Source organism: Frigoribacterium sp. CFBP 8751 (genome assembly GCF_014841545.1).
Lineage (GTDB): Bacteria > Actinomycetota > Actinomycetes > Actinomycetales > Microbacteriaceae > Frigoribacterium.
In genome coordinates, this window is the sequence record NZ_JACYUB010000001.1 from 958095 (window position 1) to 971463 (window position 13369).

General features: G+C 70.3%; 8 protein-coding genes. 2 read left to right on the forward strand and 6 right to left on the reverse strand.

Annotated features, from left to right (window positions below):
- Window positions 1-40: 40 nt before the first annotated feature.
- The 6 genes from arfA to hrpA form a co-directional block, all read right to left on the reverse strand.
- Window positions 41-1576, reverse strand: coding sequence for an arabinosylfuranosidase ArfA (gene arfA, locus IFT88_RS04655; protein ID WP_192119110.1), 1536 nt, complete (start codon window positions 1574-1576; stop codon window positions 41-43).
- 93 nt (window positions 1577-1669) lie between these two features.
- The gene (locus IFT88_RS04660; protein WP_192119112.1) at window positions 1670-2581 is read right to left on the reverse strand and encodes a carbohydrate ABC transporter permease; all 912 of its coding nucleotides are present in this window, start codon (window positions 2579-2581) and stop codon (window positions 1670-1672) included.
- Complete coding sequence (locus tag IFT88_RS04665) at window positions 2578-3435, reverse strand: carbohydrate ABC transporter permease (RefSeq protein ID WP_342212079.1); 858 nt, start codon at window positions 3433-3435, stop codon at window positions 2578-2580. The genes IFT88_RS04660 and IFT88_RS04665 overlap by 4 nt, the downstream gene beginning before the upstream one ends.
- A 226-nt stretch (window positions 3436-3661) precedes the next feature.
- Window positions 3662-5047, reverse strand: a complete 1386-nt coding sequence (locus IFT88_RS04670) for an extracellular solute-binding protein (protein ID WP_192119116.1) — start codon at window positions 5045-5047, stop codon at window positions 3662-3664.
- A 134-nt stretch (window positions 5048-5181) separates the two neighbouring features.
- Window positions 5182-6216, reverse strand: a complete 1035-nt coding sequence (locus tag IFT88_RS04675) for a LacI family DNA-binding transcriptional regulator (RefSeq protein WP_192119118.1) — start codon at window positions 6214-6216, stop codon at window positions 5182-5184.
- Between the two features lie 41 nt (window positions 6217-6257).
- A complete protein-coding gene (hrpA, locus tag IFT88_RS04680; protein ID WP_192119120.1) occupies window positions 6258-10151 on the reverse strand; it encodes an ATP-dependent RNA helicase HrpA in 3894 nt (1297 codons plus the stop codon).
- A gap of 286 nt (window positions 10152-10437) precedes the next feature.
- On the opposite strand from hrpA, the gene IFT88_RS04685 reads away from it, so the two are divergent.
- Both IFT88_RS04685 and IFT88_RS04690 read left to right on the forward strand, forming a co-directional pair.
- A complete protein-coding gene (locus IFT88_RS04685) occupies window positions 10438-12030 on the forward strand; it encodes a long-chain-fatty-acid--CoA ligase (RefSeq protein WP_056229075.1) in 1593 nt (530 codons plus the stop codon).
- A gap of 140 nt (window positions 12031-12170) precedes the next feature.
- Window positions 12171-13355 carry a bifunctional 2-methylcitrate synthase/citrate synthase gene (locus IFT88_RS04690; RefSeq protein WP_192119122.1) on the forward strand — a complete coding sequence of 395 codons (1185 nt, stop codon included), beginning with the start codon at window positions 12171-12173 and terminating at the stop codon, window positions 13353-13355.
- Window positions 13356-13369: the final 14 nt, after the last annotated feature.

Here is a 13369-nt window from a genome sequence, read left to right on the forward strand (position 1 = left end):
GTCGTGACCGGCACCGCGCCTCCTGCGGTCGAGCGGTGGGTCAGGCCTTGCCGACCTCGAGCTCGACGACCGCCCACGACAGGGCGGGCAGGCGCAGGCGCGCGATGCCGCCGTCGACCGTGACGCCGGTCAGCGGGACGAGCCCCACGGTGTCTTGCGCCTGCTCGGTGTTGGACGAGAAGCGGTCGCCGCCCTCGGGGACGGCCAGGACCTCGGCGCGGGTGACGCGTCCGCCGCTGAAGCCGCGCAGGGCGACCTCGACGTCGGCGGCCTCGTCGAGACCGCGGTTCGCGAGGAAGAACGCGACCGTGCCGGCCTCCTCGTCGTAGGTCGCGCTGACGTCGACCAGGTCGGCGTCGCCGTACTTCTCGGTGTCGACCTTGTCGCTCGTGACGAGGGTGCGCAGGATCTGCCCGGTCGCGAGCGCCGCCATGCGGGCGAACGGCCAGAAGATCGACTGGCGCCACGCGGGCCCGCCGGCCTCGCTGCGGATCGGCGCGATGACGTTGACGAGCTGCGCCTGGTTGGCGATCTTGACCCGGTCGCCGTGACGCAGCAACGAGTTGAGGAAGGTGCCGACCACGACCGCGTCGGTGACGTTGTACGGGTCCTCGATCAGGCGGGGGTGCTCGCGCCAGCCCTTCGACACGTTGTGCGGCTGGTCGTCCGAGTCGAGGCCCGTCTGGTACCAGACGTTCCACTCGTCGAACGAGATGTCGACCTGCTTCGTGTGCTTGCCGGCGGCCTTGACCCCGTCGATGGTCGACACGACCTCCTCGATGAACGCGTCCATGTCGACGGCCGTCGCGAGGAAGCTCTTCGCGTCGCCGTCGTGCTCCTGGTAGTAAGCGTGCATCGAGACGTAGTCGACCTCGTCGTACGCGTGCGTGAGGACCTCGTGCTCCCAGGTGCCGAAGGTGGGCATGCCGCGGCCCGAGCTGCCGACCGCGACCAGCTCGATCGAGTCGTCGACGAACTTCATGGCCTTGGCGGCCTCCTGGGCGAGGCGGCCGTACTCGGTGGCGGTCTTGTGGCCGATCTGCCACGGGCCGTCGAGTTCGTTGCCGAGGCACCAGAGCTTGATGTCGAAGGGGTCCTTCGCGCCGTTGGCGATGCGCCGGTCGCTGAGTGCCGTGCCACCGGGGTGGTTGGCGTACTCGACGAGCTCGCGGGCGGCGTCGACGCCGCGGGTGCCGAGGTTGACGGCCTCCATCACCTCGGTGCCGGCGAGCTTCGACCAGGCGACGAACTCGTGCAGGCCGAAGGCGTTGGTCTCGACCGTGTGCCAGGCACCGTCGAGGCGACGCGGGCGCTGGTCGACCGGCCCGACGCCGTCCTCCCAGTTGTAGCCCGACACGAAGTTGCCGCCGGGGTAACGGATGACGGTCGCGCCGAGCTCCTTGGTGAGGTCGAGGACGTCCTGACGGAAGCCGTTCTCGTCGGCGGTGGGGTGACCGGGTTCGTAGATGCCGGTGTAGACGCAGCGGCCCATGTGCTCGACGAACGAGCCGAACAGGCGGCGCGGGACCGGGCCGATGGTGAACTCGCGGTCGACGGTGATGCGGGCGGTGGACATGGATCTCCTAGGTGAGGGGAACGGCGTGCGTGTGGTGGGGACGGGGACGAGGAGGCGCGGTGCGGCAGGGCGGTCGCGTCCGGGGCGGACGGATCACTGACCCCCGAACCCGGTGGTCGAGATGCCCTTGATGATCTGGCGCTGGAAGAACAGGAACACCAGGATCAGCGGCAGGGCCGCGAGGACCGCTGCGGCCATGTTCTGCGCGTACTGGATGCCGTAGGCGCTCTCGATGGTCTGCAGGCCGACCGGCAGGGTGAGCAGGGACGCGTCGTTCGTGACGATGAACGGCCACAGGAAGTTGTTCCAGGCGCCGATGAACACGAAGATCGACACCGCGCCGAGGATGGGGCGCGACAGCGGCAGCAGGATCGTGAAGAAGGCCCGGATGCGCCCGGCGCCGTCGACGCGGGCGGCGTCCTCGAGCTCGATCGGCACCTGGTCGAAGAACTTCTTCAGGACGAAGACCATGGCCGGGGCGATGGCCTGCGGCAGGATGATGCCCCAGTACGTGTCGACCATGTCGAAGGCGAGCATCTGGTAGAACAGCGGCACGATCAGCACCTGCGGCGGGATGATGATCGACGCGATCGTCGCGACGTACAGCCACTTCTTTCCCCGGAAGTCGAGGCGCGAGAAGGCGTAGGCGACGAGGGCCGAGGTGGCCACGACGATCAGCGTGATGACGATCGAGGTGAACAGGCTGTTGAACAGCCACACCGGGATGTTGCCCTGTTCGAGCACCCCTCGGTAGGCGTCGAGGGTGAAGCCGCCGGCCGGGATCCAGGTCTGCGGCGTCGCCGCGGCGTCGGTCTCGCTCTTGAACGAGGTCGCGAGCGACCACAGGAACGGCAGCAGCCAGAGGACGGCGAGCACGACCAGGATGACCACGCTGAGGACGGCCATCGGGCCGAACGGCTTCTGGCCGGGCTTGTGGCCCTTCCGGCCGCGGTCGGCCGTGGGGGCGCGCAGGTCGGACGTCGGGGCGAGGGCGGGGGCGGTCATTTCTGGGCTCCCTTGCGGTTGCGGGCCGTGATGCTGAACTGTGCGACCGAGATGACGACGATCACCGCGAAGAAGATGTACGAGATCGCCGACGAGTAGCCGAAGCGGTAGCCGGTGAACCCGGTGTCGAAGATGTACTGCACGGCCGAGCGGGTGCTGCCCGCCGGTCCGCCGGTGGTCATCTGGTAGATCTGGTCGAAGACCTTCAGTGAGGCGAGCACCTGCAGGATGACGATCAGGCCGGTGGTGGGGCCGAGCTGCGGGATGGTGATCGACAGCAGCGACCGCCAGCGTCCGGCGCCGTCGAGCGACGCGGCCTCGTACTGCTGGTCGGGGATGTTCTGCAGGGCGGCGAGGTACAGCAGGAAGTTGAAGCCGACCGTCCACCAGACGGTGGTCGCGACGACGGCGATCATGGCGGTGTCGGGGTCCTGCAGCCAGGCGGGCTGCGGCAGCCCGAGCGTGCCGAGCACGTTGTTGATCGGGCCGAGGGTCGGGCTGTAGAGCTGGATCCAGAACAGCGAGACGACCGTCGAGGCGAGCAGGTACGGCAGGAAGAAGCTCAGCCGCCAGAGCCACTGCCCCGGCAGCCCGGTGTTGACGAGGATGGCGAGCACGAGCGCGACGACGACGAGCGGGATCGTGCTGAGCACCGTGAACCACAGGGTGTTGAGCATCGAACGCCACATGTCGCCGTCGGTGAAGGCCTCGGCGTAGTTGGCGACGCCGATCAGCTCGCCTCCCTGGCCGGTCAGGCTCTGGCCGGTGAAGCTCAGGTAGAAGCCGTGCAGCAGCGGCCAGACCAGGAACACCGCGAAGAGCACGGTGAACGGGGCGGCGAACCCCCAGCCGATGCGGTTGTCGGACGGGCCGGTCCGCTTGCGGGAGGCGCGGCTGCGGTCGGTCGCGCGGGCGTCGGACCGCGCGCGTTCGGCGGTGGCCCGGGGGGCCTTGACCGTGGTGGAGGTCACAGATCGACTCCTTCGTCGTCGTGATGGTCGGGTCGTGCGGAGGGGGAGGAGGGCGGTGTCGGGCGGACGGGGCGGCGGTGTCGTGCCGGGGTGAGGGCGTGCACGGTGGTCACACCGGGGCCGGGCGCGACAGCTGGGTGTTCACCCGCGTGACGAACCGCCGCATGCCGTCGGCCGCGTCGTCCTTGGCGAGGATCACCGACTGGATCGAGTCGAGGAAGTACGTCTGGAAGTCCGAGCCCGAGCCCGTGAACCAGGCGGGCGGGTCGTAGTTGAGGTAGTCGGCGGCTTCGGCGTAGTTCGCCTGCGGTCGCAGCTCGGCGTACTCGGGACTCTCGACGATCGGCAGGTAGGCCGGGATGTGCCCGGCCGCGGCCCAGGAGATGGAGTCCTTCAGGATGGTCGAGACCATCTTGTAGACGTCCTCGCGCTTGACGTCGTCGACCTCGCTCTGCCGCGGCAGGACGAACGCGTGCGAGTCGGCGTAGACGGCCGGCGTGCCGAACAGCGTCGGGATGATGCTGCCGTCGAACGGGATGCCCGCGTTCTCGGCGCTCGGGACCTCCCACACGCCGGTGAAGAGCATGCCGCTCTCGCCGCTGACGAACTCGGCGATGCCCGACTGGATGTCGCTGGCCGTGGCCATCGCCGTGCCGTCGGTGAGCTGCTGCATGAACTCGAGCGCGGTCACGGCGGCCTGCTCGTCGTACTCGACCGTCCCGCCCTCTTTCAGCACCATGTCGGCGCCCTGCTGCTTGTAGAAGGTGTAGAACATGCGCCACAGCTGGGCGCCGTCGTTGAGGTAGCCCCACGAGGCGCCGTGCTTGCCGGTCACCTGCTGCATGGCGTTCGCGACCTCGAGGAACTGCTCGGGGCTGGTGATCTCGACGAGCTTGCCGTCGGGGCCGAGGGCACCCGCCTGGGCGGCGATGTCGGTGTTGTACAAGAGGATGAACGGGTGCGAGTCGAGCGCGACCGAGTACAGGTCGCCGCCGTTGAAGCCCTTCTTCCAGACCGCCTCGGCGAAGTCCTGTTCGCGGACGCCGTACGACGCGAGCTTCTCGACGTCCCACGGGTCGAGCAGGCCGCCGGGGGCGTAGCCGGGCACGCGCGAGGCGTGCATGATCGCGACGTCGGGCGCGCGCCCACCGGCCGAGGCCATGGCGAGCTTCGTGTAGTACGGGGTGCCCCAGGCGAGCACGGTCTGCGTCGCGTGGAACTCGGGGTTCTGCTCGTTGGCCTGGTCGATCAGCGCCGACATCTTGATGCCGTCACCGCCGCTGAGCAGGTGCCAGAACTTCAACTGCGCGACGTCCGCGCCCGAGCCGGTGACGGCACCGGGCGCACAGCCCGACAGGCCCGTGGCGACGAACGCCCCGCCGACGAGGGCCGCCGAGCCGAGCAACATGCTGCGGCGGCTGAGGCCGCGGGCGGTGGTGGTGCCGGGGGTGGTGCCCGGTCGCGGTACCGGGGTCGTCCGATGGTTCTCGGTCATCTTCACTCCTTTGTGATGTGTGACGAGAGCGACTATTCCATCGTTGTAACGGAATCGCAAGAGGTGTCCGGCACACCGCCAGGACATGGACACGGCGCCAGGCTTTGTCGTGGCGTCGTGCCCATCTCGTGGTGTCAGGCGCGGGTGCTGGCGCGCACGACGATCTCGTGCGGGATCAGCACCAGCTCGGCCGCGCCCTGGCGGTCGGCGATGCGGGCCGCGAGCAACTCGAGGGTGCGGTCGACGAACAGTCGCTTGTCGAAGGTGACGGTCGTCAGCGGTGGCACGGAGAACCTCCCGTCGACGATGTCGTCGAAGCCGGCCACCGCGACGTCGTCGGGGACGCGCAGGCCCGCCGAGCTCAGCGCGCTGACGGCGCCGATCGCGAGCGAGTCGGTGAAGCAGAAGATCGCGTCGGGCCGGTCGCCGCGATCGATCGCGGCGCGCACGACGGCGAAGGCGTCGGCCGACGTCCATTCGGGGCACGAGTACTGCAGGGCGTGGTCGACGGGCAGCCCGGCCTCGGCCATGGCCTGCTCGAAGCCGCGGGTGCGGGCGCGGGCCGTCGCCGTGTCGAACTCGCCGGCCGAGTCGCCCAGGGTCGCGATGCGGCGGTGTCCGGCGGCGATCAGATGGGCCGTCATGTCGCGGGCCGCGGCGACGCTGTCGACCCGCACCTGGTCGACGAGGGTCTGCTCGACCTCGCCGATCACGACGACGGGTGGCAGCGAGTCGGTGGCGGCGCCGGTGCCGGTGCCCGTGCCGGCCGACGACAGGGCGCTGGCGTCGAGCGTGATCGGGTTGAGGACGAGGCCGTCGACGAGGTGCTCCTTGCCCCGCGAGAGCAGCTCGCCCTCGCGCTCGGGCCGCGAACCGGTCTGCTCGAGCTGGATCGACCAGCCGCGCTCGTGGGCCTGCTCGACGAACCAGTGCGTCATCTCGGCGCTGTACGGGGTGCTCAGGTCGGGGAAGGCCAACGCGATCGATCCGGTGCGCCCGGTGCGCAGGCCGCGCGCGCTGAGGTTCGGCACGTAGTCGAGCTCGGCGAGCGCGCTCTCGACCCGCGTGCGGGTGTCGGGTCGCACGAAGACGACGCCGTTGATCACGTTCGAGACGGTCTTCGGCGACACCCCGGCGAGTGCCGCCACGTCCTTCACCGTCGCGCGCATTGTCACAGGGTAGTGGCGGCCACGAGACCCCGGGACTCCGCTCAGGCGGAGGCGAGCACCTTCACGATGCGCTGCAGCGAGACGCTCTCGCTCGGGCGCAGGTCTTGGGCGAACAGGCTGAGGCGGAACTCCTCGATCATCCATCGGGCACGGACGAGCGCAGGAGGCGCGGTGTCGGTCGGCGGGAAGGTCCCGCCCGCGGCCTCGTACCGCTCGGTCGCCTGCTGCACCTCGCTCAGCCAGACGCGGTCACGCCCGGGGTTCTCGAGCAGCTTCGCCGTGCGCTTCGTGATGCCCACGAGGTACACCGGCACGCGCTGCAGCTGCTGGAGCCCGGTCTGCGACACGAAGCCCGGACGGATCAGCCGGTCGCGTTGCTGGCGCATGTCGGTCAGTGCGGCGAGGAGGGTCATCGACGTCGCACCCTTCATCGCCTTGTCGGCGTCGCGGGCGGCGGTCAGCGTGCGGGCGACGAGCGAGACGGTCTGGAACATCTGGTCCATGACGGCCCCCGAGACCCGGTCGCGCGTCGAGAGGAACTCTTTCTTGGTCATCACCATGCCGTCGGGCTTGACCCGGAACAGCACGTCGTCGACGACGGCGACGAGGCAGTCCGCGAAGAGTGCCGACGTGTTCTGGTACGGGCTCGTCGCGAGGATGAGCTTCTCGGCGCTCGTCAGGTGCTGCTGCACGTAGGCCACGGGCGACGGGGTCGCCAGCATCAGCAGGCGCCGCACGCCCTTGGGCGTCGCGAGGGCCTGGTCGGCGGGCGTCGCCATCAACGTGATCGACACCGAGTCGCCGTGGTCGACCAGGGCCGGGTAGGCCCGGATCACCGTGTCGCCGTGGCGGGTGTCGACGACGGTCGGGAGCTCGTCGAAGTCCCACGACGTCAGACCCTCGCGCTCGATCGAGCTCGTGGGGCGGGTCGCGACCGGCGTGGTGTCGCCACCCGCGCCTCCTCGTCCGCGACCCCGGCCGCGGCCGCGCTCGTCGCGCCCGCCGCCCTGCGTGACGCGGGCGACGCTGTCGCGCGTGGCGTCGCGCAGCCGGTGCTGCAGCGCGTCGAGGTCTTTGTCGGCCCCGACCGTGCGACCCCGCTCGTCGACCACCGCGTACGTCATCCGCAGGTGTGCGGGCACGCGGTGCAGGTCGAAGTCGTCGGTCGTGACGGGCGTGTAGGTGAGCTTCTTGATCGCCGCGGCGACGGTCGCCGTGAACGGCTCGTCGACGTCGGAGGGCGGTGTGTCGGGCAGCTCGTCGGTGATCTTCGACGCCCAGTCGGCGGCGGGGACCACGTTCTTGCGGATCTGCTTGGGCAGCGACTTGATCAGCGACGTGACCAGCTCGTCACGCAGCCCCGGCACCTGCCAGTCGAACCCGACCGGACGGAGGCGCGGTAGCAGCGGCAAGGGGACGATCACGGTCACGCCGTCGTCGTCGGCCCCCGGCTCGAACTTGTAGCGCAGGGTCAACGTCTGGTCGCCCTGCTGCCACGTGCTCGGGAAGCCCTGTTCGTCGACGTCGGGTTCGTCGTCCCCGAGCAGGTCGGCGGCGGTCATGGTGAGCAGGTCGGGGGTGTCGACCTTCGCCTTGCGCCACCAGCCCTCGAAGTCGCGCATGCTGGCGACGTCGGCCGGGATGCGCCGCTGGAAGAACTCGAACGCGGCGTCGCCGTCGACCAGGATGTCGCGCCGACGCGTCCTCTCTTCGACCTCGGTCAGCTCGCGGATGAGCTGCCGGTTCTTCTGCTCGAAGGCCTGGTGCCCCTCCCAGTCGCCCTCGACGAGCGCGTGCCGGATGAACAACTCGCGGGCGTAGGCGGGGTCGATGCGCGAGAACTGGATGCGCCGACGCTCGACGATCGGCACGCCGTAGAGCGTGACGCGCTCGTAGGCGACGACGGCGCCCTGCTTCTTCTCCCAGTGGGGCTCGCCGTAGCTGCGCTTCACCAGGTCGGGTGCGAGCGGTTCGGCCCAGGCCGGGTCGATCGAGCCGGCGACGCGGGCGAACAGGCGGCTGGTCTCGACCAGTTCGGCGGTCATCACGGCCGCCGGTGGCTTCTTCGCCAGGCTGCTGCCCGGGAAGATCAGGAACCTCGTCTGGCGGGCGCCGACGAAGTCCTTCTTCTGCGGGTCGAACAGGCCGATCTGGCTGAGCAGGCCGGCCAGCAGGCTGCGGTGCACGCCGTCGGGGTTGGCGCTGCGCTCGCCGATGTGCAGGCCGAGCGGCCGGGCGGCCCGGCTGAGCTGGCGGTAGACGTCCTGCCACTCGCGGATGCGCAGGTAGTTGAGGAACTCGTCGCGGCACAGGCGCTTGAAGGCGTTGCCGCTGAGCTCTTCCTGCTTGTCCTCGAGGTACTCGAACAGGTTGAGCAGGGTGAGGAAGTCGCCCTTGGGGTCGCGGAAGCGCGAGTGCTTCTCGTCGGCCTGGGCTCGTCGTTCGAGCGGGCGCTCGCGAGGGTCCTGGATGCTCAGCGCCGAGACGATGGCGAGCACCTCGCGCGTCGTGCCCTGCGTCTTCGACTCGACGACCATGCGGGCGAGGCGCGGGTCGATCGGCAGCCGCGTGAGCTGCTTGCCGACGCGCGTGATCTGGCCGCCCTGGGTGACGGCGCCGAGCTCGCGCAACAGGTCGAGGCCGTCCTTGATGCCGCGCGAGTCGGGCGGCTGCAGGAAGGGGAACGCGGCGATGTCGCCGAGGTCCAACGAGATCATCTGCAGGATGACCGCGGCGAGGTTGGTCCGCAGGATCTCGGGCTCGGTGAACTCGCGACGCTTCTCGAAGTCGGTCTCGCTGTAGAGGCGGATCGCGATGCCGCTGCTCGTGCGACCGGAGCGACCGGACCGCTGGTTGGCGCTCGCCTGCGAGATGGCCTCGATCGGCAGGCGCTGCACCTTGGCCCGGGTCGAGTAGCGGCTGATGCGGGCCGTGCCGGCGTCGATCACGTACTTGATGCCGGGCACGGTCAGGCTGGTCTCGGCGACGTTGGTCGCGAGGACGATGCGGCGCCGGGTGCCCGCGGTCGTGCTGGGCTGGAAGACCCGGTGCTGATCGGCGGCGCTCAGCCGTCCGTAGAGGGGCAGCACCTCGGTGTACGGGAGGTTGCGGCCCCGGATGCTCTCTTCGGCGTCGCGGATCTCGTTCTCGCCGCTGAGGAAGACGAGGACGTCGCCGCTCGACTCCCGGGCGAGTTCGTCGAGGGCCTCGTTGATGCCTTGGAGGTAGTCCTTGTCGTCGGCGCGCTGCCAGCGGTCGCCCGCCCGCGCCTCCGGCCGGTCGCCCGACCGACCCGAGGGGCGCTCGTCGTCGTCGAGGTCGCCGTCGTCGTCGCTCGTGGTGTCGTCGGCGACGAGCGGCCGGTAGCGGACCTCGACCGGGTAGGTGCGGCCCGAGACCTCGACGATGGGCGCGTCGCCGAAGTGCTTCGAGAACGACTCGGGGTCGATCGTGGCGCTGGTGATGATCAGCTTGAGGTCGGGGCGTCGGGGCAGCAGCTGCTTGAGGTAGCCGAGCAGGAAGTCGATGGTGAGGCTGCGCTCGTGGGCCTCGTCGATGATGATCGTGTCGTAGCGCTCGAGCTCGCGGTCGAAGTGGATCTCGTTGAGCAGGATGCCGTCGGTCATCAGCTTGATCTGCGTGTCGGCGCCGACCTTGTCGGTGAACCGCACCTGGTAGCCGACCACGCCGCCGACCTCGTCGCCGAGTTCTTCGGCGATGCGTTCGCTGATCGTGCGGGCCGCGATGCGCCGGGGCTGGGTGTGGCCGATCTTGGTGCGACCGAGCTCGAGGCAGATCTTGGGCAGCTGCGTCGTCTTGCCCGAGCCGGTGGCGCCGGCGACGATGACGACCTGGTTGTCACGGATCGCCGCGGCGATGTCGTCGCGCCTCTGGCTGACCGGCAGCTCGGCGGGATACGTGATGGTGGGGATCATGAGCCCTCCATCGTAAGCCGCCCGGGCTGGTCGGGGGCCGCGCCGGTCGTGTCGCCCCCGGCGGCGTCTCCGTGTCGGTCCTGCAGAGGTCGGGTGGGGGACGAGGAGGCGCGGTCGACGACAACCCACGGCGACGGGTCGCCGGCCGGCACGAGCCCGGCGCGGCATGCTCCCCGCACCCGGTGACGCCTTCGCCAGTACAGGAGGCGCGGGCTGGGCGGGTCGTCGGGTGTCGCGTCGTAGGATCGCGGCAGACTGCACGTCAACGGAGACGGAGAAGACACAGATGTCATCAGCACCCAGCCCCCGGGGCCACGCCACCGCGTCGGTCGCGGCCATCCTCGCCGAGTCGGCCGCCCGTCACCCCGACGACGTCGCCGTGATCGTCGGACCCACCTCGACCACCTACGCCGAGCTCTGGCAGCAGACGTTGGCCTACGCCGGCGCCCTCCGCGCCCGCGGCGTCGGCCCCGGCGACCGGGTCGCCATGCTCGTCCCGAACGTCGCGGACTTCCCCCGCGTCTACTACGCGACGCTCGCGCTCGGTGCGGTCGCCGTCCCCGTGCACGCCCTGCTCAAGCGCCACGAGATCGAGTACGTGCTGCGCGACAGCGGCTCCCGCCTGCTCGTCTGCGCCGCACCGCTGCTCGGCGAAGGGGGTGCGGGAGGGCAGCTGGCCGGGGTCGACGTCCTCACCGTGCTCGCGCCTCCTGCCGGTCAGGACGAAGAAGCGCCCGACCGACTCGAAGACCTGGCCACGGCCGCCGAACCCCTCGACACCTACGTGCCCCGCGACCCGTTCGACACCGCCACGATCCTCTACACGAGCGGCACCACCGGTCAGCCCAAGGGCGCCGAGGGGTCGCACCTCGCCCTGATCGAGCAGGTCAACACCAACCTGATGACGACGTTCGACATGCACCGCGGCGACGTGCTGCTCGGGGCGCTGCCGCTGTTCCACACGTTCGGGCAGACCTGCACGATGAACACCGGGTTCCGGGTCGGCGCGACCATCGTCATGCTGCCGAAGTTCGACGGCGACGCGGCGCTCGCCGCGATGGTCGAGCACGGCTGCGAGGTGTTCATGGGCGTGCCGACGATGTACATGGCCCTCATCGCCGCCGCCACCCGCAGCGAGGCCCGTCCGCCGCTGCGCTACGCCGTCTCGGGCGGGGCGTCCCTGCCGCTCGCGGTGCTCGAGAAGTTCCAGCAGGTGTACGACGCACCGATCCACGAGGGCTACGGCCTGACCGAGACCTCGCCCGTCGCCACCTTCAACCACGTCGGGGTGCCGCCGCGGCCCGGCACCATCGGCACGCCGATCTGGGGCGTCGACGTCGAGATCGCCGATCAGCACGTCGAGGACTCGATCGTGCTGCTGCCGCACGGCGAGATCGGTGAGCTCGTCATCCGTGGCCACAACCTCATGAACGGCTACCTCGACCGCCCCGACGACACCGCGAAGGCGATCGTCGACGGCTGGTTCCGCACCGGCGACCTCGGCACGAAGGACGACGACGGCTACCTGACGATCGTCGACCGCACGAAGGACATGATCATCCGCAACGGCTACAACGTGTACCCGCGGCAGGTCGAAGAGGTGCTCGCGCAGCACCCCGACGTCACGATGGCGGCCGTCTTCGGCGTGCCGCACGAGCTGCACGGGCAAGAGATCGAGGCGGCCGTCGTCCTGCGCGACGGCGCCACGGCAACTCCCGACGAGCTGGTCGCGTTCGTCTCCGACGAGATCGCGGCCTACAAGTTCCCCCGCGTCGTCCACGTCCTCGACGCCCTACCCCTCGGGCCCAGCGGCAAGGTGCTCAAGCGCGAGCTCGTCGAGCGCTTCGGGTCGCCGCAGGAGGCGCGCCAGAGCAGCTGACGCCGGGTCGCGTCGACCCCGAGCCCCTCCCGGCCGGGAGCGGTCGCGACCTAGAGTGGAGCCTCGACGAACGTGTCGTGGCCCCCGGCCACGCACGACCGGCCCGTCCCGGCGGGCCCGCCTCATCACGAAGGAGTGACATGAGCGACACCATCACCGCACCCGCCCCGGCCGCCTCCGACGGCCCCGAGATCCACAAGGGCCTGGCCGGCGTCACGGTCGACCGGACGGCGGTCTCGAAGGTCGACGCGGCCAGCAACTCCCTGCTCTACCGCGGCTACCCGGTGCAGCAGCTCGCCGCCGAGCGGGACGTCGAGGACGTCGCCTGGCTGCTGCTGCACGGCGAGCTGCCGAGCGCCGACGAACGGCGTGACTTCGACGCCGAGCTCCGCGCGCACCGCTCGCTCGCGCCCGGGCTGCAGCACCTGATCGACCTGATCCCGACCTCGGCCCACCCGATGGACGTGGTCCGCACCGCGGTCAGCGCCATCGGGGCCGCCCGGCCCGAACCGACCACGGGTGCGGGTGCCTACGACGTCGCCGACACCCGTCGACTCGCCACGCACCTGTTCGCCGTGCTGCCCGCCGTCATCGCCTACGACCAACGGCGCCGCCACGACCTGCCGCCGGTGCCGCCGCGCGACGACCTCGGCTACAGCGCCGACTTCCTGCACCAGGTGTTCGATCGCGAGCCCAACGCGCTCGACGTCGACGCGTTCGACACCTCGATGACCCTCTACGCCGAGCACTCGTTCAACGCCTCGACCTTCACCGCGCGGGTGATCGCCTCGACGCTGTCCGACCTGCACTCGTCGATCGTCGGCGCGATCGGCGCCCTCAAGGGCCCGTTGCACGGCGGCGCCAACGAGGCAGCGCTCGAGCTGCTCGACCGGGTCGGCCCCGCCGACGGGGCCGCGGCCTGGCTCGACGACGCGTTCGCCCGCAAGGAGAAGATCATGGGCTTCGGGCACCGGGTCTACAAGAACGGCGACAGCCGCGTGCCCACGATGGAGGACGCCCTCGGCCGTCTCGTCGACCGGGCCCGCGAGCAGGGCGACGCCCGGGTCGACGGGCTCAAGGAGACCTACGACGTCGTCGCCGCGACGGTGTTCGAGCGCAAGGGCCTGAAGCCCAACGTCGACTACCCGTCCGGTCTGGCGTACCACCTGATGGGCTTCGAGACGCCGGTCTTCACGCCGCTGTTCGTCGCGTCGCGCGTCCTCGGCTGGAGCGCCCACGTCATCGAGCAGCGCGAGGCCAACTCGCTGATCCGCCCCCTCAGCGAGTACGACGGCGCACCCCTGAGGGACGTCCCCGCGCGCTGACGCCTACCGTGGCC